Source organism: Nocardioides sp., assembly GCF_035503875.1.
GTDB lineage: Bacteria > Actinomycetota > Actinomycetes > Propionibacteriales > Nocardioidaceae > Nocardioides.
This window is the reverse complement of record NZ_DATJTA010000050.1, coordinates 91,219-112,358: the sequence shown is the minus strand read 5'-3', so window position 1 is coordinate 112,358 and position 21,140 is coordinate 91,219. Positions and strand designations below refer to the sequence as shown.

The 21,140-nt window shown below is 71.4% G+C and carries 27 protein-coding genes; 8 read left to right on the top strand and 19 right to left on the bottom strand.

Annotated features, from left to right (window positions below):
- The 5 genes from VMF51_RS12065 to VMF51_RS12045 form a co-directional block, all read right to left on the bottom strand.
- On the bottom strand, positions 1 to 916 hold a 916-nt coding region (locus tag VMF51_RS12065; protein WP_325474679.1), incomplete at its 3' end, for a sn-glycerol-3-phosphate ABC transporter ATP-binding protein UgpC.
- Between the two features lie 4 nt (positions 917 to 920).
- Positions 921 to 1,751, bottom strand: a complete 831-nt coding sequence (locus tag VMF51_RS12060) for a carbohydrate ABC transporter permease (protein ID WP_325474678.1) — start codon at positions 1,749 to 1,751, stop codon at positions 921 to 923.
- Positions 1,751 to 2,719, bottom strand: a complete 969-nt coding sequence (locus VMF51_RS12055) for a sugar ABC transporter permease (protein WP_325474677.1) — start codon at positions 2,717 to 2,719, stop codon at positions 1,751 to 1,753. The genes VMF51_RS12060 and VMF51_RS12055 overlap by 1 nt, the downstream gene beginning before the upstream one ends.
- A complete protein-coding gene (locus VMF51_RS12050) occupies positions 2,716 to 3,951 on the bottom strand; it encodes an extracellular solute-binding protein (RefSeq protein ID WP_325474676.1) in 1,236 nt (411 codons plus the stop codon). Before VMF51_RS12050 ends, VMF51_RS12055 begins: the two co-directional genes overlap by 4 nt.
- A 207-nt stretch (positions 3,952 to 4,158) precedes the next feature.
- On the bottom strand, positions 4,159 to 5,070 hold the full coding sequence (locus tag VMF51_RS12045) for an alpha/beta hydrolase (RefSeq protein ID WP_325474675.1): 912 nt from the start codon (positions 5,068 to 5,070) through the stop codon (positions 4,159 to 4,161).
- A 93-nt stretch (positions 5,071 to 5,163) separates the two neighbouring features.
- Between VMF51_RS12045 and VMF51_RS12040 the strand changes: the two genes are divergently transcribed.
- Positions 5,164 to 5,979: a lipase family alpha/beta hydrolase gene (locus VMF51_RS12040; RefSeq protein WP_325474674.1), complete on the top strand. Its 816-nt coding sequence runs from the start codon at positions 5,164 to 5,166 to the stop codon at positions 5,977 to 5,979.
- Here VMF51_RS12040 and glpX read toward each other — a convergent pair.
- The 5 genes from glpX to VMF51_RS12015 are packed head-to-tail and all read right to left on the bottom strand — an operon-like array spanning position 5,944 to position 10,022.
- Positions 5,944 to 6,966, bottom strand: a complete 1,023-nt coding sequence (gene glpX / locus VMF51_RS12035; RefSeq protein WP_325474673.1) for a class II fructose-bisphosphatase — start codon at positions 6,964 to 6,966, stop codon at positions 5,944 to 5,946. The genes VMF51_RS12040 and glpX overlap by 36 nt on opposite strands.
- Before the next feature lie 43 nt (positions 6,967 to 7,009).
- Positions 7,010 to 8,047: a sulfate/molybdate ABC transporter ATP-binding protein gene (locus tag VMF51_RS12030; protein ID WP_325474672.1), complete on the bottom strand. Its 1,038-nt coding sequence runs from the start codon at positions 8,045 to 8,047 to the stop codon at positions 7,010 to 7,012.
- Entirely contained in the window at positions 8,044 to 8,832 is a 789-nt protein-coding gene (locus VMF51_RS12025) for an ABC transporter permease (protein WP_325474671.1), read from the bottom strand. The genes VMF51_RS12030 and VMF51_RS12025 overlap by 4 nt, the downstream gene beginning before the upstream one ends.
- Positions 8,833 to 8,835: 3 nt before the next feature.
- A complete protein-coding gene (gene modA / locus VMF51_RS12020; RefSeq protein ID WP_325474670.1) occupies positions 8,836 to 9,609 on the bottom strand; it encodes a molybdate ABC transporter substrate-binding protein in 774 nt (257 codons plus the stop codon).
- Entirely contained in the window at positions 9,609 to 10,022 is a 414-nt protein-coding gene (locus tag VMF51_RS12015) for a TOBE domain-containing protein (RefSeq protein ID WP_414689462.1), read from the bottom strand. Before VMF51_RS12015 ends, modA begins: the two co-directional genes overlap by 1 nt.
- 90 nt (positions 10,023 to 10,112) lie before the next feature.
- Between VMF51_RS12015 and VMF51_RS12010 the strand changes: the two genes are divergently transcribed.
- Positions 10,113 to 10,691, top strand: a complete 579-nt coding sequence (locus tag VMF51_RS12010; RefSeq protein ID WP_325474669.1) for a DUF4245 family protein — start codon at positions 10,113 to 10,115, stop codon at positions 10,689 to 10,691.
- Here the strand turns inward: VMF51_RS12010 and VMF51_RS12005 are convergent, their stop codons facing one another.
- Genes VMF51_RS12005 through xseA form a run of 4 tightly spaced genes read right to left on the bottom strand, consistent with a single transcriptional unit; the run spans position 10,692 to position 13,521 of the window.
- A complete protein-coding gene (locus VMF51_RS12005; protein ID WP_325474668.1) occupies positions 10,692 to 11,504 on the bottom strand; it encodes a hypothetical protein in 813 nt (270 codons plus the stop codon). It abuts the gene before it with no gap.
- 23 nt (positions 11,505 to 11,527) lie between these two features.
- A complete protein-coding gene (locus tag VMF51_RS12000) occupies positions 11,528 to 12,019 on the bottom strand; it encodes a SigE family RNA polymerase sigma factor (protein WP_325474667.1) in 492 nt (163 codons plus the stop codon).
- 58 nt (positions 12,020 to 12,077) lie between these two features.
- Positions 12,078 to 12,293: an exodeoxyribonuclease VII small subunit gene (locus VMF51_RS11995; RefSeq protein WP_325474666.1), complete on the bottom strand. Its 216-nt coding sequence runs from the start codon at positions 12,291 to 12,293 to the stop codon at positions 12,078 to 12,080.
- Positions 12,286 to 13,521, bottom strand: coding sequence for an exodeoxyribonuclease VII large subunit (xseA, locus tag VMF51_RS11990; RefSeq protein ID WP_325474665.1), 1,236 nt, complete (start codon positions 13,519 to 13,521; stop codon positions 12,286 to 12,288). Before xseA ends, VMF51_RS11995 begins: the two co-directional genes overlap by 8 nt.
- Before the next feature lie 45 nt (positions 13,522 to 13,566).
- Between xseA and VMF51_RS11985 the strand changes: the two genes are divergently transcribed.
- Positions 13,567 to 14,577, top strand: coding sequence for a 4-hydroxy-3-methylbut-2-enyl diphosphate reductase (locus VMF51_RS11985; protein ID WP_325474664.1), 1,011 nt, complete (start codon positions 13,567 to 13,569; stop codon positions 14,575 to 14,577).
- A gap of 5 nt (positions 14,578 to 14,582) precedes the next feature.
- On the top strand, positions 14,583 to 15,206 hold the full coding sequence (locus VMF51_RS11980; protein ID WP_325474663.1) for an L-threonylcarbamoyladenylate synthase: 624 nt from the start codon (positions 14,583 to 14,585) through the stop codon (positions 15,204 to 15,206).
- On the opposite strand, the gene VMF51_RS11975 is transcribed toward VMF51_RS11980, so the two are convergent.
- The 4 genes from VMF51_RS11975 to VMF51_RS11960 form a co-directional block, all read right to left on the bottom strand.
- Complete coding sequence (locus tag VMF51_RS11975; RefSeq protein WP_325474662.1) at positions 15,163 to 15,612, bottom strand: DUF6542 domain-containing protein; 450 nt, start codon at positions 15,610 to 15,612, stop codon at positions 15,163 to 15,165. The two genes, VMF51_RS11980 and VMF51_RS11975, sit on opposite strands and share 44 nt — an antisense overlap.
- Positions 15,609 to 16,685: a DNA recombination protein RmuC gene (locus tag VMF51_RS11970; RefSeq protein WP_325474661.1), complete on the bottom strand. Its 1,077-nt coding sequence runs from the start codon at positions 16,683 to 16,685 to the stop codon at positions 15,609 to 15,611. Before VMF51_RS11970 ends, VMF51_RS11975 begins: the two co-directional genes overlap by 4 nt.
- 108 nt (positions 16,686 to 16,793) lie before the next feature.
- The gene (locus VMF51_RS11965) at positions 16,794 to 17,177 is read right to left on the bottom strand and encodes a hypothetical protein (protein ID WP_325474660.1); all 384 of its coding nucleotides are present in this window, start codon (positions 17,175 to 17,177) and stop codon (positions 16,794 to 16,796) included.
- Between the two features lie 170 nt (positions 17,178 to 17,347).
- Positions 17,348 to 18,139 (bottom strand): exodeoxyribonuclease III, encoded by a 792-nt coding sequence (locus tag VMF51_RS11960; protein WP_325474659.1) that lies wholly within the window; start codon positions 18,137 to 18,139, stop codon positions 17,348 to 17,350.
- 74 nt (positions 18,140 to 18,213) lie between these two features.
- Between VMF51_RS11960 and VMF51_RS11955 the strand changes: the two genes are divergently transcribed.
- From VMF51_RS11955 to VMF51_RS11940, 4 genes are read left to right on the top strand one after another with little or no spacing between them, the layout of a single operon-like run.
- Positions 18,214 to 18,966 carry a CDP-alcohol phosphatidyltransferase family protein gene (locus VMF51_RS11955; protein WP_325474658.1) on the top strand — a complete coding sequence of 251 codons (753 nt, stop codon included), beginning with the start codon at positions 18,214 to 18,216 and terminating at the stop codon, positions 18,964 to 18,966.
- A 52-nt stretch (positions 18,967 to 19,018) separates the two neighbouring features.
- Complete coding sequence (ychF, locus tag VMF51_RS11950) at positions 19,019 to 20,092, top strand: redox-regulated ATPase YchF (protein ID WP_325474657.1); 1,074 nt, start codon at positions 19,019 to 19,021, stop codon at positions 20,090 to 20,092.
- A 33-nt stretch (positions 20,093 to 20,125) separates the two neighbouring features.
- Positions 20,126 to 20,407, top strand: coding sequence for a type II toxin-antitoxin system RelE/ParE family toxin (locus VMF51_RS11945; protein ID WP_325474656.1), 282 nt, complete (start codon positions 20,126 to 20,128; stop codon positions 20,405 to 20,407).
- Entirely contained in the window at positions 20,382 to 20,693 is a 312-nt protein-coding gene (locus VMF51_RS11940; protein ID WP_325474655.1) for a HigA family addiction module antitoxin, read from the top strand. The genes VMF51_RS11945 and VMF51_RS11940 overlap by 26 nt, the downstream gene beginning before the upstream one ends.
- 52 nt (positions 20,694 to 20,745) lie before the next feature.
- Here the strand turns inward: VMF51_RS11940 and VMF51_RS11935 are convergent, their stop codons facing one another.
- Positions 20,746 to 21,126 (bottom strand): VOC family protein, encoded by a 381-nt coding sequence (locus VMF51_RS11935; protein ID WP_325474654.1) that lies wholly within the window; start codon positions 21,124 to 21,126, stop codon positions 20,746 to 20,748.
- Between the last annotated feature and the right edge of the window lie 14 nt (positions 21,127 to 21,140).

Below are 21,140 nucleotides of genomic sequence, written 5' to 3'. Positions count from 1 at the left end.
AGCCGGTCGGCTCGACCACGACGATCTCGGCCTCCGCGCCGTCGTCAGCGATGGTGAAGTGCTCGGGGCGCACGCCATACACCACCGGCTTGCCGTCGGAATTGGACGGAGCGGATTTCAGCGGCAGCTTGACTCCGTTCGGCCCCTCGAAGGTCGCGGCGCCGTTCACCTTCACCTTGCCCTTGAGGAAATTCATCGCGGGCGAGCCGATGAAGCCGGCGACGAACTGATTGTCCGGCTTGTCGTAGAGCTCGAGCGGCTTGCCGATCTGCTCGACGATGCCGTCATGCATGACGACGATCTTGTCGGCCATGGTCATCGCCTCGATCTGGTCGTGGGTGACGTAGACGGTGGTGATGCCGAGCCGCTTCTGCAGCCGCGAGATCTCGGTGCGCATCTGGCCGCGCAGCTTGGCGTCGAGGTTGGACAGCGGCTCGTCGAAGAGGAAGGCGTCGGCCTCGCGGACGATCGCCCGGCCCATCGCGACCCGCTGTCGCTGGCCACCCGACAGGTTGCCCGGCTTGCGGTCGAGGTGCTCGTCGAGCTCCAGGGTCGCGGACGCCTCGCGGACCTTGCGGTCGATCTCCTGCTCCGAGATCTTGCCCGCCAGCCGCAGCGGGAAGGCGATGTTCTCGTAGACCGTCAGGTGGGGGTAGAGGGCGTAGTTCTGGAAGACCATCGCCAGGTTGCGGTCGCGCGGGGCGAGGTCGTTGACCTTCTTCCCCCCGATCACCATGTCTCCCGAGGTGATGTCCTCCAGTCCGACGATCATCCGCAGCAGCGTGGACTTCCCGCAGCCGGACGGGCCGACGAGGATCACGAACTCCCCGTCCGCCACGTCGATGCTGACGTCGTTCACTGCGGGGAAGCCATCGCCGTACTTCTTGACGATGTTCTTCATCTCGATGGCAGCCATGGGCTCATCCCTTCACTGCGCCGGAGGTCAGGCCGGCGACGATCTTGCGCTGGAAAAGCAGGACGATGACGATGACCGGCACGGTGACGACGACCGAGGCGGTCGCCAGCTGTCCGTACGGCGGGTTGAACGGGTCGGGACCGACGAAGTACGACAGCTGGGCCGGCACGGTGCGGGCCTGGGTCGTCGAGGTCAGCGAGATCGCGAGCACGAACTCGTTCCACGCGAAGAAGAACGTCAGGATCGCGGCCGTGAAGACACCGGGCGCCGCGAGCGGGACGATCACCTTGCGGAAGGCCTGCCACGACGTCGCGCCGTCGACCTGCGCCGCCTGCTCCATCTCCCAGGGGATCTCCCGGAAGAACGCCGAGAGCGTCCAGATCGCCAGCGGGAGCGTGAACGACATGTACGGCAGGATCAGCCCGGGCCAGGTGTTGAACAGCCCGACGGTCCTCCACAGGTCGAACAGCGGGCCGACCAGCGAGACCACCGGGAACATCGCGATCGCCAGCGCCAGCGAGAGCACCGCGCGCTTGCCGCGGAACTCCAGGCGGGCGATGGCGTACGCCGCCAGCGTCGCGAAGATGACCGCGAGCAGGGTGGAGATCAGCGCGATCCCGAACGAGTTCCGCAGCGCGTCGAGGAAGTCCGGGTTGTCGAGGATGTCGCGGTAGTTCTGCAGCGTCGCGTCCTTGGGCAGGAACTGCGGGCTGCCCACGGCGGTCTCGTCGGGGGACTTGAACGACAGCGAGATGATCCACGCCACCGGGAGCAGGCACCAGACCAGGATCAGCACGAAGCCGACCCAGGTGCCGATCGCGTTCTTGCCCTTCATCAGCCCTCACCCCTCGCCTGGGCCAGGTCGACCCGGAACAGCCTCACGATCCCGAACGCCAGCAGCAGCACGGTCAGGAAGAGCAGCACCGAGAGCGCGGACCCGAGGCCCAGCTGCATCTGTTCGATCACTTGTCGATAGGTGAGGAACGACGACGACTCGGTGTCCTGGGCGCCGCGGGTCATCACGAAGATGTTGTCGAAGATCCGGAACGCGTCCAGTGCCCGGAACAGGACCGCGACCATGATCGCGGCCCGCATGTTCGGCAGGATCACCTTCCACAGCCGCTGCCACCAGGTGGCGCCGTCGACCTTGGCCGCCTCGATCATGTCCTCGGAGACCTGGGAGAGGCCGGCGAGCAGCAGCAGCGACATGAACGGCGTGGTCTTCCAGATCTCGCTGACCATGATCGCGAACATCGCCGGCCAGTGGTCGCCGAACCAGTTGGTGTCGGGGCCGATCCAGGGCAGCCAGTCGAACCAGCTGTTCACCCAGCCGTTGTTGACGCTGAAGGTGAACTGCCAGGCGAAGGCGGAGACCACGGTGATGATGCCGTAGGGGATCAGGATCGAGGTCCGCATCAGCCCCCGGGCGAAGATGATCCGGTGCATCACCATCGCGAACGCGAAGCCGATGACCAGCTCCACGGCGACGGTGACCACCATGATCAGCACGGTGTTCCAGGTGACCTGCCAGAACAGGCTGTCGGTGAGCACGGTGGCGTAGTTGCTCAGCCCGATGAACTCGCGGTCGTCGGGGTTGGTCAGCCGGTAGCGGAACAGCGAGAGGTAGAGCGCCTGGATCATCGGCCAGGCGGTCACCAGCAGCATCAGGATGGCGGCCGGAGCCACCAGCTTCATGCCGAGCCGGTTCTCCGCGCTGGCCCGGTCGCTCATGTCGGCCCGGCCGCCGCGGCGGCGTCGGGTCTGCGGCTCCTTGGCCGCGGGCGTGGCCACGGTGGTGCTCACAGCAGGCTCCTTCCCTGCAGCACGTCGCCGATGAAGGACTTCGAGTCGGCGGGGGTGTCGCTGTTCACGCTCGCCGGCGGGTGCCAGACGCTCTGGATCCCGCCCGAGATGTCCGACCAGTACGGCGTCACGCTGCGGGGCGCGGCCGCGTCGAGGGACTCCTGGAACAGGTCCAGCAGCTCCTGCGGATAGATCTCGGCGAGCGGGGGGTAGTCGTAGCCGGCCGAGCTGGCCGGCATGTTGCCGGTGAGCTCGGCGTTCACGCCCTGGTTCTCGGCGTTGGTGATGCACTCGATCGCGTCCATGGACTCGTCGATGTTGTCGGAGTACGCCGAGACGCCCACCCCGATCCCGCCGTACGGCGGCCGCGACTCCTCGCCCTCGACCGTCTGCGGGTAACGGGCGAAGCCCAGGTCCTCCTTGACCTCCGGCTGGGCCTGGTCGTAGTTCGTCCAGATGTAGGTCCAGTTGACGAGGAACGCGCCGGCGTCGGAGCCGAAGGTGGCGCCGGCCTGCCCCTCCTGCGCGACCGACATGTCGGCCGGCGCGGCGGGGGAGGAGGCGAGCTTCTCGATGATCGCCGCCGCCTGCTCGCCGGCCGGGGAGTCGATGTCGATGCTGGCGTCGACGCCCTTCTCGGTCTCGGAGACCAGGTCGCCGCCCGCGCCCGCGATGAGGGCGTTGATCCAGACGACGTAGCCCTCGTACTTGTTGGACTGGACGGCGACGGTGCCGCCGTTGTCGGAGGCCGCGTCGATGATCTGGTCCCAGGTCACCGGCTTCGTCATGTCGAGCCCGGCCTTCTCGGCGAACGACTTGCGGTACCACAGCACCTGGGTGTTGGACCAGAACGGCGCCACGACCAGCTGGTCGTTCCAGGTGGCCGCCTCGGTGGCCCCCTCGAAGGACTGCTCGCGCAGGGAGTCCTGCAGGTCGCTCGGGATCTCGGCGAGGTAGCCCGCGTTGGCGAACTCCGCCGTGAACGGCGGGTCGATGCTCATGATGTCGATGTCCGGGTCCTCGGCCGCGAGACGCCGGGCCAGCTGGATCCGCTGCTGGTTGGCGTCCTGCGGAAGGACCTGGGTGGTGATCGTGTAGGCGCCGTCGGCGGCCTTGGTGCAGTTCTCGGCGACCTTGGCCTGGCCGCCGGCGTCGGGGTTCGTGTACCAGACGAGCTCGGGGGTGTCCCCGTCGTCGGACGAGCAGGCCGCGAGCAGGGCGCTGGCGGTCATGAGTGCGGCTGCGGCAGCGAGGCCGCGGCGCGCTGGCCGGGACTCGCTCCGTCGCGGTGGCGATGCGGATGACGACATACAGCCCCTCCCCGGATCGTGTGGCCTTGGTCACACGGTCTAGTCCCTGTTCATGTGGTTTGTCCACTAACCCGGGAGGTCATGCGGGAAACCTCGCCGAAACCGGGGGAGGCGGCGGGAGGGCGCGGGTCAGGCCCGGTCGGCGTTCCGGCGGATCGCCGCGGTCAGGGTCTCGAACAGCTCCACGGGCAGGTCGTGGCCCATGCCGTCGATGAGGAGCAGCTCGCTGCCGGGCACCGCCGCGGACGTGGCCCGGCCGCCGGAGACGTGCACCATCTTGTCGGCGAGGCCGTGCACGACCAGGGTCGGCACGGCCAGCCCGCGCAGCCGGCCGCCGCGGTCGGGCTGGGTCAGTACGGCGACCATCTGCCGCAGGACGCCGGCGGGGTTGAGCCCGCGGTCGAAGGTCTCGTAGCCGCGCTGTCGGAGGCTCTCCTCCAGCTCGGGATAGCCCGGCGACCCGATCAGGCGGGACATGGTCACGCTGGCGGCGACGTACTCCTCCCGGCCGAGGCCGCGGCGGCCGAGCAGCGAGGGGAGGAGCGAGGGGTGCTGCCAGCCGACGGTGCGCTTGCCCGTCGTCGACATGATGCTCGTCAGCGAGCGGACCCGCCCGGGGGAGTCGAGGGCGACGGTCTGCGCGATCATGCCGCCCATCGAGACGCCGACGACGTGGGCGGACGGGATGCCGAGGTGGTCGAGTAGGCCGACGGCGTCGTGTGCGAGGTCGGCGATCGTGTACGGCGCCCGCACCGGCAGGCCGGCGAACGCCCGGACCAGGGTCCCGCGGCTGACCCGGCCCTCCATCCGGGTGGAGCGGCCGGTGTCGCGGTTGTCGTAGCGGATCACGAAGAACCCGCGCTCGGCGAGCTGCCGGCACAGGTCGACGGGCCACCAGGTCATCGGGCCGCCGAGGCCCATCACGAGCAGCAGCGGGTCGCCGTCGGGGCTGCCGAAGGTCTGGTAGCACAGCTCGACCCCGCCGCCGACGGGGGCGAAGAGCTCGGCCGAGACCGGGGGGACGTCGGAAGCGGTCGCCATGGCTAAGAGTCTTGCTGAACCGGGTGGCGGCGGGAAACACCCAGATGCCTGGATTTCCTAGGATTCGCCATGAGGCGACCGTAGCCTGAGGATGTGAGCGCCGACACACCTGCCTCGTTCCTGTTGCCGGAGGGCTATGCCCGGCCCTGCGTCGGCGCGGTGCTGCGCGAGGTGAGCGTCGTGGGGGAGGCCGGCCGCCACGTCGTACGCCGCGTCGGCGAGCGCCGGGTCCGCGGCTTCGACCCGGAGGCCGACCCCGTCGTCCTCGTGCCCGGGTTCCTCGCCGGGGACCTGTCGCTGAGCCCGATGTCGAGGGCCCTGCGCCGGCGCGGCTTCCGCACCTACCGCTCGCACATCCGCGCCAACGTGGGCTGCACCCTCGACGCCGCCGCCGAGCTGGAGGCCCGCCTCGAGTCGGTGGCGCTCCGCAGGGGGAGCCGGGTCCAGGTCGTCGGCCACAGCCTCGGCGGGATGCTCGCCCGCGGCGTCGCCGTACGCCGTCCCGACCTCGTCTCGGGCATCGTCACCCTGGGCAGCCCGATGCTGGCGCCCGGCGCGCACCACCTGGCGCTGAGTGCGAGCGTCGACGTCCTGGTCCGGCTCAGCCGGGCCGGCTGGCCGGGCCTGATGGCGGAGGACTGCGTGGGCGGGGGCTGCGCCCGGCAGAGCTTCGCCGAGTGTCGCGAGCCGCTCCCCGACGATGTCGCGTTCACCGCGATCTACAGCCGCCGCGACGGCATCGTCGACTGGCGCGCCTGCATCGACCCGCTCGCGGTCCCTGTCGAGGTGACCGCGAGCCACGTCGGCATGGCCGTCGACCCGCGGGTCATCGACCTGGTCTGCGCGACGCTCGCCGAGCAGGCGACGCCCGTGTCAGTGGTCGAAGTCGATCGAGGAGTAAGCGCGTAGCTTCTGGAGCCGGTGCTCGGAGGTGATCGAGCGGATCGTGCCGCTGCGCGAGCGCATCACCAGCGAGTGGGTGGTCGCGCCGCCGGCGGCGTACCGGACGCCGCGCATCAGGTCGCCGTCCGTGATGCCCGTGGCGACGAAGAAGCAGTCGTCGCCGGTGACCAGGTCGTCGGTGGCGAGCACGAAGTCGGGGTCCAGGTTGTGGCCGGCGTCCAGGGCGCGCTGGCGCTCCTCGTCGTCCTGGGGCCACAGCTGGCCCTGGATGACGCCACCCAGGCACTTCATGGCGCAGGCGGTGATGATCGCCTCGGGCGTGCCGCCGATGCCGAGCAGCAGGTCGACGCCGCTGTCGGGGCGGGCCGCCGAGATGGCGCCCGCGACGTCGCCGTCGGCGATGAACTTGATGCGGGCACCGGTGGCGCGGATCTCGTCGGCGAGCTTCTGGTGGCGCGGGCGGTCCAGCAGGACGACGGTGACGTCCTCGGGGCTGCCGCCCTTGGCCTTGGCGATCAGGCGGACGTTCTCGGCGGCGGGCAGGCGGATGTCGACGACGTCGGCGGCCTCGGGGCCGGCGGCCAGCTTGTCCATGTAGAACACGGCGGACGGGTCGTACATCGAGCCGCGGGGCGCGACCGCGAGCACGGAGACCGCGTTGCTCATGCCCTTGGCGGTCAGGGTGGTGCCGTCGATCGGGTCGACCGCGACGTCGCATTCGGGGCCGGTGCCGTCGCCGACCTGCTCGCCGTTGTAGAGCATGGGCGCGTTGTCCTTCTCGCCCTCGCCGATGACGACGGTGCCGCGCATGCCGATGGTCGAGATCATCACGCGCATCGCGTTGACCGCCACGCCGTCGGCGCCGTTCTTGTCGCCCTTGCCGACCCAGCGGCCGGCGGCCATGGCCGCGGCCTCGGTCACGCGGACCAGCTCCAGCGCGAGGTTGCGGTCGGGGGACTCGGGGGCGACGCTCAGGCTTTCGGGCTCCGTCATGGCCCGAACCCTATCGGTCCGGGCGGGTGCTCCCGACGCGTGTTCAGGTGCGGTAGACCGCGACCTCGCTGGCCTTGACGCTGAAGGTCACCGACATCCCGGGTGCGAGGTCGAGCTCGGCGGCGGCGTACGCCGTCACGTCGGCCGCGAGCTCGCCCGCCCGGACCCGGATCTGGTCGCCGTGCGGCTCCAGGTCGGTGATCTCGACGGCGAACGCGTTGCGCGGGCTGCCGCCCGGCGGCTCGCGGAACACCGAGACCGCCGCGGGACGGAACACGGCGACGACGGGGTCGCCGGTCGCGGGCTCGGGACCGCTCACCAGGCCGTGGACCGCGGTGCCGTCGGCGGTGCGTACGGCGTCGTCCCAGGTGCCGCGGAGCAGGTCGAGGCCGGCGATCCGGGCGGCGAAGCCGCTGCGTGGCCGGGTCAGCACCTCGGTGGCCGGGCCCTCCTCGGCGACCCGGCCGTCCTCGAGGACGACGACCCGGTCGGCCAGGATCAGGGCGTCCATGGCGTCGTGGGTGACGATCAGCGCCGACCGGTCCGCGAGCACCCGGCGCAGGGTCTGCCGCAGCGCGGGAGCGACGGCGACGTCGAGCGCGGCCATCGGCTCGTCGAGCAGGAGCAGGCGTGGACGGGCGGCCAGCGCGCGGGCCACCGCGACCCGCTGGGCCTGGCCACCCGAGAGCTGGGCCGGGGTGCGCTCGGCGAGGTCCTCGGCCCCGACCTCGGCGAGCCAGTGCCGCGCCGACTCGCGGGCGTCGGACCGGGCGGTGCCGGTGCTGCGCGGTCCGAAGGCGACGTTGTCGAGCACGTCGAGGTGGGGGAAGAGCAGCGGTTCCTGGGCCAGCAGGGCGACCCGGCGCTCGTGCGGCGCGATCCAGGCGTCGCGCCCGGTGAGCTCGCGGTCGTCGAGGTGGACCGCGCCGCGGTCGGGGCGCAGCAGCCCCGCGACGAGGTCGAGGGTCGTGGACTTGCCGGCGCCGTTGGGGCCGAGGATCGCGACCGTCTCACCGTCGGCGACGTCGAGCGCGACGGCGTACCCCCGCTCCTCGACGGTGGCGTCCAGCCGGAGACTCACGAGGCGACCCGTCCCGGGCGGGCCACGCCGATCACCAGGATCGCGACGACGACCAGCACCAGGGACATGGCGACCGCGGCGTCGGCGTCGGTGACCCGGAGCTGGTAGACGTACAGCGGCAGGGTGCGGGTGGTGCCCTCGAGGCTGCCGGCGAAGGTGATGGTCGCGCCGAACTCGCCCAGCGAGCGGGCGAAGGCCAGGGTCGCGCCCGAGACCAGGCCGGGCAGCACCAGCGGCAGGGTGACCCGGCGGAAGACCGTCGTGGGGGAGGCCCCCAGCGTGGCGGCCACGACCTCGTACCGCTGGCCCGCGCTGCGCAGCGCGCCCTCCAGGCTGACGACCAGGAACGGCAGCGACACGAAGGTCTGGGCCAGCACCACGGCGATGGTCGAGAAGGCGACCTGGATCCCCAGGGCGTCGAGCTCCTGGCCCAGCAGGCCGCGGCGGCCGAAGGTGTAGAGGAGTGCGATCCCGCCGACCACCGGCGGCAGCACCATCGGCAGCAGCACGAGGGACCGGGCGACACCCTGACCGGGGAACGAGGTGCGGGCCAGGACGACGGCCATCGGAACCCCGAGCAGGACGCACAACAGGGTGCTCACCGCCGAGGTGCGCAGGCTGAGCCCGAGGGCCGTCAGCGCGGAGTCGGAGGTGACGAGGTCGACGAAGCTCGGCCAGTCGACCCGGCTGATCATCCCGAGGAGCGGCAGCAGGACCAGGACGGCGCCCAGCAGTGCCGGCAGGTAGATCCAGGCGGGTACGCCGACCTGCCGCTGGTTCGTCACCCCTTAAGGCTGCCCGAAACCGGCGGCCTGCAGGACCGACTGGCCCGACTCGCCGAGCACGAACTCGACGAACTCCTGGGCCAGGTCGGCCTCGTCGCTCCCCGCCACCGGGGCGATCGGGTAGGTGTTGACCGCGTCGGTGGACTCGGGGAACTCGATCCCCTCGACGTCGTCGCCGGCGGCAGCGACGTCGGTCACGTAGACGAGGCCGGCGTCGGCCTCGCCCGAGGTGACCTTGGCCAGCACGTCGGTCACCGACTGCTCCTCGCTCACCGGGGAGAGCGTGACGCCGGCGGCCTCCGCGACCTTCTGGGCCGCCGCACCGCACGGCACCTCGGGCGCGCACACCACGAGGTTGAGGTCGCCGGCGAGGTCCTGGAAGGACGTGACCTCGGCCGGGTTGCCCGGCGGCACCGCGATCTCGAGGACGTTGGTGGCGAAGTCCTGCGGCTCGGCCGCGGTGAGGTCCTCCGCGACCAGGTCGTCCATGTTGGCGGTGGCGGCCGAGGCGAAGACGTCCGCCTGCGCGCCCTCGCTGATCTGGGTCACCAGGTCGGCGGAGCCGCCGAAGCTGAGTTCCACCTCGACGCCGTCGTGCGCGGCCTCGAAGTCCTCGGCGATCTGCTCGAAGGTCGAGGTGAGCGAGGCGGCGGCGTACACGGTGAGCGTGGTGGTGCCGCCGTCCGCGGCGCTGCCGCTGTCGTCGTCGCCCCCGCAGGCGGTGGCGACGACGGGCAGCGCCAGGGCGAGCAGGGTGGGCAGCAGGACACGGTTCATCAGGGACGCTCCACGACGACGTTGGTGGACTTGACGGACGCGATGGCGCGTACGCCGGGGGCCAGTCCGAGTTCCTCGGCGGCCTCGGTGCTCATCAGGGAGACCATCCGGTAGGGGCCGCAGATCATGTCGACCTGTGCCATGACGGTGTCCTTGGTGACCTTGGTGACGATGCCGGCGAGCCGGTTGCGGGCGCTGACCGCCGCCGCGCGGGTGGCGTCGCGGTCGGGGTGGTCGGCGAGCGACTCGGCGAGTGCCGCGAGGTCGGCTCCGGGGATGACCGTGCGCCCCGCCTCCGTGGTCGACGCGACCCGGCCGGCCTCGGTCCAGCGCCGCATGGTGTCGTCGCTGACGCCCAGCAGCTCGGCGGCCTCGGCGATCCGGTACGTCGTCACGGGGTCAGCGTGCCGCATCTGCGGAATATTTCAAAGGAAATCACCGCAACTGCGGTTTCGGTCCAGCCCGGCGCCGGGGCCGCCGTCGGCACCTGTGAGGATGGCCCGGTGAGCGAGTCCCAGGAGAAGCCGGGCCGCTACCAGCGGACCACCGGCGGCCTGATCGGGTCGATGATCGTGGCGGTGGTGGTGGTCCTGGGCGTCGTGGTGTTCCGCGAGACGTTCCGCGACACCCCCGAGTTCGAGCCGGAGTCGGTCGACTACCTGCCCGCCGTCGCCGCCCTCCAGGGCGAGGGTCGCCAGGTCGCCTACCCGCCCGAGCTGCCCGACGGCTGGATGGTGACCGGCCTCGACGTCGAGCCGGGCCAGCGCCCCGCCTGGAGCCTGTCGCTGCTCACCGACGACGACAAGTACGTCGGCATCCACCAGCGTGACGAGGACGTCGACCGCCTCGTCGAGGAGCACATCGACGAGAACGCGACCGAGGGCGACCCGGTCCGGCTGGACAGCCCGATCGCGTCGGAGTGGACGACGTACTCCGACGACGGCGGCGACCACGGGTTCGCCACCACGATCACCACCGACGTCGGCGAGGAGTCGCTGCTCGTCTACGGCTCCGCGCCCACCGAGGATCTCGAGGCGCTGATCGGGCTGCTGACGCTCGACCCCGTGCCGGCCTCGCGCTGATCAGCTCTCGCTGTCGGTGGCGTCGGAGTAGTCCGACAGACCCGCGCCCGCGGCGATGTACTCGACGGGTAGCTCGGTGCGGTTCCACCACGGCTCCCGGGCGATCTCGGTGAGCTGCGCCGTGGACAGCACAGGACGGTCGCGGAGCTCCCCGCCGGCCCAGGGGTTGGTGTTCATGGCGAACACGATCACCCGTAGGCGCCGGGCCGGGCTGATCACCTCGGACACCAGACGCCGGGAGCCCTGGCCGATCTCCGTGTCGTCGTCCTCGCGGTAGGTGCGCAGGGTGTCGCCGTTCGGGAGCTGCTGGACCGCGCAGTCGGCGAAGGAGGGATGGCACGTGTAGGGCCGTTTGCCGGCCATGCCGATCGGTTGGAGGTTGAGGAAGACCTCGCCAGCCGGGCCGGTGCCCTGGTCGGGCTCGAAGAGGAGCGAGGCGAACGCCTCGTGGTCGTAGCCCGTGAGGTCGTACGCCGCTCCCCGGAACCGGCCGAACGAGCCGTCGGCGACGTCGTCGACCGCGGCGGCCAGGGCCGCGGCGACCCCGCGCGAGGTGGCGGTGGCCGTCTCGCCGCCCAGGGGGCCGACGGACGGTGCCGCCGTGCCGGCCTCGACCACCACCGGGTCGGCGCCGGGAAGCACGGCCCAGACGCCGGCCCCCAGCACGGCGGCCGCGGCGACCGATCCGACGCCGACGTACGCGCGGCGCCGGCGCCGCAGGGTGGTGCCGCGCCGACGTGCGTCACGGGTGAGGGCAGGCAGGTCCGCGGTGACCTCCGCGACGGAATCGGCCAGGGAGTCGCGCAGTAGCATGTCGGTGTCCTTCGGATGGGCCGTCAGTCGGCCAGGTCGGGGAAGTGGGTGCGGAGCCGGGCGAGAGCGCGGGACGCGCGGGTCCGGCAGGCCGCCTGGCTGAGGCCGACCTGCTCGGCGGTCTCGGCCACCGGCAGGTCGTGGAAGTACCGCAGCACGAGGACCGCGCGGTCGATCGGGGCCAAGGTGCCGAGGGCCTCGAGCAGCGAGAGGCGCAGCGCAGGGTCGACGGTGGGCGCCGAACGGTCGGCGCTGGGGAGGAGCGGGAGCTCGGCGACGCGCTGGCGCCGCCGGCCGCTGACGAACTGCCGGACGAGGATCGTCCGCACGTACGCCGCCGGGTTCTCCGCGCGCTCGACCAGCCGCCACCGCGCGAACGTCTGGGCGTATGCGTTCTGCACGAGGTCCTCGGCCGCGTGCCGGTCGCCGATGAGCAGCACTGCGGTGCGCAGCATCCGGTGGCCGGTCGCGGCGACGAGGTCCTCGAAGGACGCGGTCGGCGGCGGCGTCGTCACGAGGTGTTCCGCCAGATCGGTGTTCACGTCCTTCTAGAGGGCGCGAACGGCCCAAGTGTTACGCGTCGTCCTTCGCGATCGCGTCGTCGAGCCGCTGGCGGGCGCCGTCGAGCCACTCCTGGCACCAGGTGGAGAGCTTCTCGCCGCGCTCCCACAGGGCGAGGGACTCCTCGAGGGTGATGCCTCCCGCCTCGAGCCGGCGGACCACCTCGACGAGCTCCTCGCGCGCGTCCTCGTACGACGGCTTCTGCTCGGACGCTGCGGAATCAGGCACGGGGGTCCTCCAGCTGCTCGGTGGTGGTGGTCGTGGCGTGCACGCGGCCGTCGGCGACCCGGACGCTCACCGCGTCGCCCGCCGCCACGTCGGCGACGGAGGTGAGCACGTGGCCGTCGGCGTCCTGCAGGACGGCGTACCCGCGCTGCAGGGTGGCGAGCGGCGACAGGGCACGGGCCCGGGCGCGCTGGTGACCGACGTCGTCGGCGGCCCGGTCGAGCGCGTGCCCCAGCGTGCGGCGGGCACGCGCACGTAGGGCCTGCACCTCGTCGAGCCGGACGTCGAGGAGGTTGCGCGGGTCCGCCAGCGCCGGGCGGGATCGCAGCGCGTCGAGGCCGGCCTGCTCGCGGTCGAGCAGCCGGCTCAGCCCGGCGCGGACCTGGTCGCGCGCCCACGCCACGCCGCGGAGCTCCTCCTGCACGTCGGGGACGATCAGCTTCGCCGCGTCGGTGGGAGTCGAGGCGCGTACGTCGGCGACCAGGTCGAGCAGGGGGCTGTCGGGCTCGTGGCCGATCGCCGAGACCACGGGGGTGCGGGTGCGGGCGACCGCGCGGATGAGCGCCTCGTCGGAGAACGGCAGCAGGTCCTCGACGGAACCGCCGCCGCGGGCGACCACGATCACGTCGACCTCAAGGTGGCGGTCCAGCCGCTCGAGTGCCTCCATCACCTCGGCCGCCGAGCGGGTGCCCTGCATCGCGGCGTACGCCACCTCGAAGGTGACGGCGGGCCAGCGGCGACGGGTGTTCTCCAGGACGTCGCGCTCGGCCGCCGAGTTGGGCGCGGTGACCAGGCCGATGCTCCGGGGCAGGAACGGCAGCGGCCGCTTCAGCTCGGCCGCGAACAGCCCCTCGGCGGCCAGCAGCTGTCGGCGGCGCTCCAGTTGGGCGAGCAGCTCGCCCAGGCCGACCATCCGGATCTCGCGGGCGTAGAGCGACATCGTCCCGCGGTTGGCGTAGTACGACGGCTTCGCGTGCACGACCACGCTCGCCCCTTCGACCAGCGGCGGGTTGAGGCCGTCGAAGTAGGTGCGCGAGCAGGTGAGCGGTACCGAGATGTCGGCGACGGTGTCGCGCAGGGTCAGGAAGACCGTGCCGACGCCGGGGCGGCGGTTGATCTGGGCGACCTGGCCCTCGACCCACACGGCACCCAGCCGGTCGACCCAGCCGGCGATCGCGTTGGCGATCTGCCGGACCGGGGCCGGCGCCTGCGCGGAGGTCTCCAGGGCCATGCGGGGAGATTAGGGGATCGTGGGGACACACCTAGACTGGACGCCATGACGACCGACATGGGTATGCCGCCGATCCTGTCGCCGGACGACGCCGCGAAGGCCGTCCTGCTGGCGGCGCCGCGGGGCTACTGCGCCGGCGTCGACCGGGCCGTCGTGACGGTCGAGCAGGCGCTGGAGCTGTACGGCTCGCCCGTCTACGTGCGCAAGCAGATCGTCCACAACAAGCACGTCGTCTCCGACCTGGAGTCGCGGGGCGCCATCTTCGTCGAGGAGCTCGACGAGGTGCCGGCCGGGGAGACGGTCGTCTTCTCCGCCCACGGTGTCTCGCCCGAGGTGCACCGTCAGGCCGCCGAGCGGGACCTGAAGACGATCGACGCGACCTGCCCGCTGGTGACCAAGGTCCACCACGAGGCTCGGCGGTTCGCCGACGACGACTACGACATCCTGCTCATCGGTCATGCGGGCCACGAGGAGGTCGAGGGCACGGCCGGTGAGGCGCCTGACCACATCCAGCTCGTGGAGAGCCCGGCCGACGTCGCGAACATCATCGTGCGCGACCCCTCGCGGGTCGCCTGGCTCTCGCAGACCACGCTCTCGGTCGACGAGACCCTGGAGACCGTCGCCGCGATCCGCGCGCGCTTCCCCGAGCTGCTCGACCCGCCCAGCGACGACATCTGCTACGCCACCCAGAACCGGCAGCTGGCGGTCAAGGAGATCTCCCCGGAGGCCGACCTGGTGATCGTCGTCGGCTCGGGCAACTCCTCGAACTCCGTGCGGCTGGTCGAGGTCGCCCTCGAGGCCGGCGCCAAGGCGTCGTACCGCGTGGACGACGCGAGCGAGATCGACGAGGCTTGGCTCGACGGCGTGCGCACCGTCAGCGTGACCTCGGGGGCGAGCGTCCCGGAGGCGCTCGTCGACGGGGTGCTGGCGTTCCTCGCCGAGCGGGGCTACCCCGACGCGAAGGCCGTGCACAGCGCCGAGGAGTCGCTGATCTTCTCGCTGCCCAAGGAGCTGCGCCGCGACCTGAAGGCCGCCGCGGCGGCGGCGCGGGCCTGACCGGCGTGGCCAGGTACCTCGACGTCCACCCGGACAACCCGCAGCCCCGGCTGCTGGGCCAGATCGTGGACGCGCTCAACGACGACCAGCTGATCGCCTACCCGACCGACTCGGGCTACGCCCTGGGCTGCCGGGTGGGCAACCGCGACGGCCGGGACCGGATCCTGCGGATCCGCGGCCTCGACGAGCGCCACCACTTCACGCTGATGTGCAAGGACTTCTCCCAGCTCGGTCAGCTGGTGCACGTCGACAACGCCGCCTTCCGGGCGATCCGGGCAGCGACGCCGGGGCCGTACACCTTCATCCTTCCGGGGATGCCCGAGGTGCCGCGTCGGCTGCTGCACCCCAAGAAGAAGACGGTCGGGGTGCGGATCCCGGATCACGCCGTCGTGCAGGCGCTGCTGGAGCTGCTGGGCGAGCCGCTGCTCAGCAGCACGCTGATCCTGCCGGGCGAGGACGAGCCGCGCACCCTCGGCTGGGACGTCAAGGAGGAGCTGGACCACCAGGTCGACCTGGTCGTCGAGGCGGGGGAGACGCCGGCCGAGCCGACCACCGTCGTGGACTGGTCGGAGGGCGCCCCGGAGATCATCCGCCGGGGTGCAGGTGACCCGGAGCGCTTCGAGGCCTGACCAGGCGACCGTCCTGGTCGTGCGCGCGCTGGCGCAGCGCGAGGCAGAGCAGGCACAGGGCGTAGCCGAGCACCAGGGCGAGGGAGTGGCTCGACAGACCAGAGATCAGGGCCTGGACGACGCCGTCGTCGGGGTGCGCGACCGCACCCGGCCGGGTGGCCGCGAGCAGCGTGAAGACCGCCACCATCAGCAGCGGCGGCAGCACGCCGACCGTGAAGAAGTCGCGGGGGCGGACCAGCAGAGCCAGTGCGACTGAGAGCGCGACGAACGCGATGTCGAACAGCACACTGACCCGACCGGTGATCAGCAGGTCGACCGCGACGATGGTGAGGGTGGCGGCGAGTCCGAGCGTCACCAGCTGCCGGCCGGGCTCGTGGCCCTGCTCCCAGAGGGTCTTGCCGCTCACCGCGCCTCCTTCTCCCAGCCCACGGTAGGCCCGGCGCCGGGCTCGTCGGGGGCGGCGCGCCGGTCGACCGCCCGCAGCTCCACAGCTCGCGGGGAGGGGAGCGGGGCGTCGGTGACCGCGAGATCGCCGAACCGGCGGGCCGCGACGAGCACCCGAGACTCCAGGGAGCCGACCGCGGAGTTGTAGTGGCCGACCGCCGCGTTGAGGGACCGGCCGACCAGGTCGAGGTGACCGGACAGTGTCCCGAGCCGGGTGTGCAGGTCGCGGCCCAGGCGGTGGATCTCGCGGGCCTGGTCGGCCAGCGCCTCGTGCGTCCAGCCGTGGGCGACGGTGCGCAGCAGCGCGATCAGGGTGGTCGGCGTCGCCAGCACGACCTGGCGGGCCGCGGCGTACTCGATCAGGGAGCCGTCGGTCTCCAGCGCGGCGGCGAGGAACGACTCGGCGGGGACGAAGAGGACCACGAACTCGGGGGTCTCGGGCAGGGAGCGCCAGTAGGTCTTCGCGGAGAGCTGCTCGACGTGGGTGCGGAGCTGGCGGGCGTGCCGCGCGAGGTGGACGGGTCGCTCGTCGTCGTCGGCCGAGGTCGCGTCGAGGTAGGCGTCGAGGGGGACCTTGGCGTCGACCACCACGCTACGCCCGCCGACCAGCCGGACGACGAGGTCGGGGCGGAGCGCGCCGTCCTCGAGCCGGACCTGCTCGTCGAAGTCGCACCGGTCGACGAGGCCCGCGAGCTCGACCGCCCGGCGCAGGTGCAGCTCACCCCAGCGCCCGCGCACCTGCGGCTTGCGCAGGGCGGTGCTGAGCGCGTGGGTCTCGCGCCGCAGCGTCTCGGTCGACAGCCGCATGTCCTGCACCTGCTGGTGGAGCTGGCCCTGCCAGGTCATGCGCTGGTGGTCGAGGTCGGCGAGCTGGTCGCTGAGCCGGTCGAGGCCCTGCATCACCTCGGCCTGGTCGACCATGCCCTGGCCGACCGCCTGCACGTGCTGCGGCCGCGAGCGCGCCCACAGCACCCCCACGAGCGCGCCGAGGGCGAGCCCGACCAGCAGGGTGAGGAGGGCGGTGAGGGTCTCCATGGCGCCAGCATGGCGGCGGGCACCGACAGTCGGTCCACGGGCGCGCGGGACGTCATACGAGCCGGCCGCCCGGGGCGCCAGGACGTATGACGTCCCGGCGTCGGCCGGCTACTCCGCGACGGTCCGCAGGAACGCGACGCCCTGCTGCTCGACGCCCTCGTGCACCTGGCGCGCGCGGTCGACAGCCTCGTCCCGGTCCTTCGCGGAGATCCGGCAGCGCTCGCCGGAGTCGGCCTCGATGTCGACCGCCCACCGGTCGCCGAGCAGGCGCCGCTGCACGAAGCCGGGGACGAGGCGGTAGCCGGCGTACGCCCGGGCCGGGTCGGTCAGCACCGGCGGCGTGAAGAACAGGAAGCGCCAGCGCCGGAGGCGGTCGATCGCCGGCTCGACCCGCAGCGTCACGCGGACCCCGTCCGGGCCGATCGCGTCCGGCAGTTCGCCGGCCTCGGGGGACGTCGGGCTGTACAGCTCACGGCGGTGGTCCTTGCGCATGCCGTCATCCCAGCACCTCCGCGGCGGACCCGCAGGCGAACGTCATACGGAGTGGTCACGGTGGGCGGGCTGTCGTACTGGCGCAATTGCAGCCGTTGGACAGGGTGGCGAGCCTCCGGTCTGTCCTATGGCTGCAATTGCGGCATGGGGACGGGGTGGAGAGACCGGAGTCAGTCGGCCAGGTCGACGATCACGGGGGCGTGGTCGGAGGGGGAGCCGGAGCCCTGGGCGGGGTCGCGCTCGTCGGTGTCGATGAAGGCGCCGGTGACCCGTCCGGCGAGTGAGGGGGAGCCGAGGACGAAGTCGATCCGCAGGCCGCGGTTCCGCTCGAACCGCTGCCGGTAGTAGTCCCAGTAGGTGTAGACGTCCGGGCCGGGCGCGTGCGGGCGGACGACGTCGACGTACCCGTCGTCGAGGAAGCGCTGGAAGGCCGCGCGCTCGGGCGGCGTCACGTGGGTCGACTTCGCGAACTGCTTCATGTCGAAGACGTCCTCGTCGAGCGGGGCGACGTTCCAGTCGCCCACGAGGGCGGTGTCGCCGCCGAGCCACTCCTGGGCGGCGTCGCGGAGCCGGCCCAGCCAGTCGAGCTTGTAGACGTAGTGCGGGTCGTCGGGCTTGCGGCCGTTGGGGACGTACAGGCTCCAGATCCGTACGCCGCCGCAGGTCGCGCCGATGGCGCGCGCCTCGGGAGCGACCGGGTCGCCGTACCCGGGCATCTCGGGGAAGCCGACGTGGACGTCGTCGAGCCCGACCCGGCTGACGATCGCGACGCCGTTCCACTGGCTCACGCCGGCCGCGGCGACGTCGTACCCCATCGACTGCAGGCCCATCAGCGGGAGCTGGTCCTCGCGGGCCTTGGTCTCCTGGAGGGCGAGCACGTCGACCTGATGGCGCTCGAGGAACGCCTCGACGCGGTCGATGCGGGAGCGGAGGGAGTTGACGTTCCAGGTCGCGAGGCGCACCGCGGAAGCCTATGCCGCTAGCCTGTCCTGCCAGTCCTCGGACCACTCGAGCCACGACCCAGGAGGTCCGGAGCATGGAGGCACCGCTCACCCGGAAGCCCACCGGGAGGGTCGCCGCCGCCGCGTGGTCGGTCCACGCCTACACCGCCGTGGGGTCGGTCCTCGCGCTGCTGATGGTGCACTTCTCCTACCGGGGCGAGATCGAGACCGTCCTCTGGCTGTTCCTGGTCGCGATGCTCGTCGACGGGACCGACGGCTTCCTCGCCCGGCACTTCCGCGTGAAGGACGTCGTCCCCGAGTTCGACGGCGCCCTGCTGGACAACATCGTCGACTACCTCACCTACGCGTTCGCGCCGATGGTGCTGCTCTGGGCGAACGGCTACCTGCCCGACGGACCGGCCGGCGGCGTCGTCGCGTGCATCCCGCTGGTGGCGTCCTGCTACCAGTTCTGCCGCAGCGACGCGAAGACCGAGGACCACTTCTTCCTGGGCTTCCCGTCGTACTGGAACGTCGTGGCGTTCTACGTCATCGTGTTCGGGATCGGTACGGCGCCGACCGTCGTACTCCTGATGGTCTTCGCGGTGCTGGTGTTCGTGCCGGTGAAGTACGTCTACCCGTCCCGGACCGCCGACCTCTGGTACCTCAACATGACCGCGGCGACCCTGTGGCTGGTCGCCTTCGGCGTCATCACCGCGCTGCTGCCCGACGCGCCCGACTGGCTCACGGTGCTCTCGCTGGCGTACGTCGCCTACTACGTCGTCGTCAGTCTGTGGCTGACCTTCCGGGCACGTCCGTCGGCGCGGCGCGAGGTGGTGGCCTCGGTCTAGGGCGACGGCGGGATTGGTCGGCGGGGCGGGCGGCTCCGTAGACTCGCCGCCCGTGGCTCTCACCATCGGCATCGTCGGACTGCCCAACGCCGGCAAGTCCACCCTCTTCAACGCCCTGACCAAGAACGACGTGCTCGCGGCGAACTACCCGTTCGCCACGATCGAGCCGAACGTCGGGGTCGTGGGGGTGCCCGACGAGCGGCTGCCGCGGCTCGCCGAGGTGTTCGGCAGCGCGCGGATCCTGCCCGCGACGGTGGAGTTCGTCGACATCGCGGGCATCGTCCGCGGCGCGTCGCAGGGGGAGGGGCTGGGCAACAAGTTCCTCGCCCACATCCGCGAGTCCTCGGCGATCTGCCAGGTGACGCGCGTCTTCCGCGACGACGACGTCACCCACGTCGACGGCGAGGTCAACCCCGGCAACGACATCTCCACGATCCAGACCGAGCTGATCCTGGCCGACCTGGAGACGGTGGAGAAGTCGATCACCCGACTGGAGAAGGAGTCGCGCAAGGTCAAGGACCTGGTCGCGAACCTGGAGGCCGCGAAGGAGGCGAAGGAGGCCCTCGAGGCCGGTACGCCGATCATCGCCACCTCGATCGACCGCGACCTGCTGCGCGAGCTGTCCCTGCTCACCGCCAAGCCGTTCATCTACGTCTTCAACTGCGACTCCGACGAGCTGCAGGACGAGGACCTGAAGGCGAAGATGCGCGAGCTGGTCGCGCCCGCCGAGGCGATCTTCCTCGACGCCAAGTTCGAGTCCGAGCTGATCGAGCTCGACGAGGAGGAGGCCGCGGAGTTCCTCGCCGAGGCCGGCGTCACCGAGCCCGGTCTCGAGGTGCTCGCCCGGGTCGGCTTCGCGACCCTCGGCCTGCAGACGTACCTGACCGCCGGCCCCAAGGAGACCCGGGCCTGGACGATCCGGAAGGGCGCGACCGCCCCGGAGGCCGCCGGTGTCATCCACACCGACTTCCAGAAGGGCTTCATCAAGGCCGAGATCGTCTCCTTCGACGACCTGATGGCCGCCGGCTCCATGGCGAAGGCGAAGGACCTCGGCAAGGTCCGCATGGAGGGCAAGGACTACGTGATGGCGGACGGCGACGTGGTGGAGTTCAGGTTTAACGTGTAGCGTTAATAGCGCGTTGCGTTATACGATGCCTCCGTGATCAGGTCGTTCGGGGACCGTGACACCGAGCGTCTCTGGAACGAGGAGCGCGTGCGGTCGTTCGACCCTCGGATCCTGCGCACGGCGCTCCGGAAGATGGCACAGCTCCACGCCGCCCAGACCCTCGATGACCTGAGGATCCCGCCAGGCAATCGGCTGGAGGCTCTGAAGGGTGATCGGCGCGGTCAGCACAGCATTCGGGTCAACGACCAGTGGCGGATCTGCTTCGTTTGGAAGGACGGAGGTGCGGACGATGTCGAGCTCGCCGACTACCACTGACCTGCTTGATCCCATCCATCCCGGGGAGGTCCTGATGGAGGACTTCATCGCGGGTTTCGGGATCACCCAGAACAAGCTGGCGGTCGCCATCGGCGTGCCGCCGCGTCGGATCAACGAGATCGTGCACGGCAAGCGGCGGGTCACGGCCGACACCGCCCTCCGGCTCGCCAGGTACTTCGGCACGACGCCCGAGTTCTGGATGAACCTGCAGGCCCACTACGACCTCCGGATGGAGCGTCGGAACCAGGCTGCCATCGACGCGATCCAGCCGCTTCGGTCGGCGTGATCTCGGTCTGAGGTCGATATCCCTCGGTGGGTGACCGCCTGCTGCCCTGCCCTCAGGACCCGTAGGGCTCGAACAGCTCGATCAGGTTGCCGGACGGATCGACCAGGAGCGTCTGCCGGCCGCCGCGGCCCTCGATGACCGCGTCCCGGGTCGTCGCGCCGGACCGGGTCACCTCGCGGAGCGTGGCGTCGAGGTCCTCGACCACGAGCTGGAAGCGGTTCCAGCCGCCGGGGCACGGGGCAGCGCCGTCGCTCAGCGTCTGGCCGGCGCCGCCGGCGCCCGGGGCGTTGAGGAGCAGCTGCAGCGATCCGTGCCGCAGCATGGCGAAGCCGGGCGCGGGTCTCATCACGAGCTCGAACTGCAGGACGTCGCGGTAGAACGCGGCGGCGGTGTCGACGTCGTCGACGATGTAGCGGACTCTGACCTCGTTCATGGGTGTCTCCCGGA

Bases quoted from the DNA above. Each gene is read 5' to 3' on its own strand.
- xseA (WP_325474665.1), bottom strand. From the start codon at position 13,521: ATGGCCCTGGAGACCTCCGCGCAGGCGCCGGCCCCGGTCCGGCAGATC.
- glpX (WP_325474673.1), bottom strand. From the start codon at position 6,966: ATGACGGAGCCCGAAAGCCTGAGCGTCGCCCCCGAGTCCCCCGACCGC.
- modA (WP_325474670.1), bottom strand. From the start codon at position 9,609: ATGAACCGTGTCCTGCTGCCCACCCTGCTCGCCCTGGCGCTGCCCGTC.
- VMF51_RS11940 (WP_325474655.1), top strand. From the start codon at position 20,382: ATGTCGAGCTCGCCGACTACCACTGACCTGCTTGATCCCATCCATCCC.
- VMF51_RS11965 (WP_325474660.1), bottom strand. From the start codon at position 17,177: ATGCGCAAGGACCACCGCCGTGAGCTGTACAGCCCGACGTCCCCCGAG.
- VMF51_RS11985 (WP_325474664.1), top strand. From the start codon at position 13,567: ATGACGACCGACATGGGTATGCCGCCGATCCTGTCGCCGGACGACGCC.
- VMF51_RS11970 (WP_325474661.1), bottom strand. From the start codon at position 16,685: ATGGAGACCCTCACCGCCCTCCTCACCCTGCTGGTCGGGCTCGCCCTC.
- VMF51_RS12005 (WP_325474668.1), bottom strand. From the start codon at position 11,504: ATGCTACTGCGCGACTCCCTGGCCGATTCCGTCGCGGAGGTCACCGCG.
- VMF51_RS12050 (WP_325474676.1), bottom strand. From the start codon at position 3,951: ATGACCGCCAGCGCCCTGCTCGCGGCCTGCTCGTCCGACGACGGGGAC.
- VMF51_RS11935 (WP_325474654.1), bottom strand. From the start codon at position 21,126: ATGAACGAGGTCAGAGTCCGCTACATCGTCGACGACGTCGACACCGCC.
- VMF51_RS12015 (WP_414689462.1), bottom strand. From the start codon at position 10,022: ATGCGGCACGCTGACCCCGTGACGACGTACCGGATCGCCGAGGCCGCC.
- VMF51_RS12060 (WP_325474678.1), bottom strand. From the start codon at position 1,751: ATGAAGGGCAAGAACGCGATCGGCACCTGGGTCGGCTTCGTGCTGATC.
- VMF51_RS12045 (WP_325474675.1), bottom strand. From the start codon at position 5,070: ATGGCGACCGCTTCCGACGTCCCCCCGGTCTCGGCCGAGCTCTTCGCC.
- VMF51_RS11955 (WP_325474658.1), top strand. From the start codon at position 18,214: ATGGAGGCACCGCTCACCCGGAAGCCCACCGGGAGGGTCGCCGCCGCC.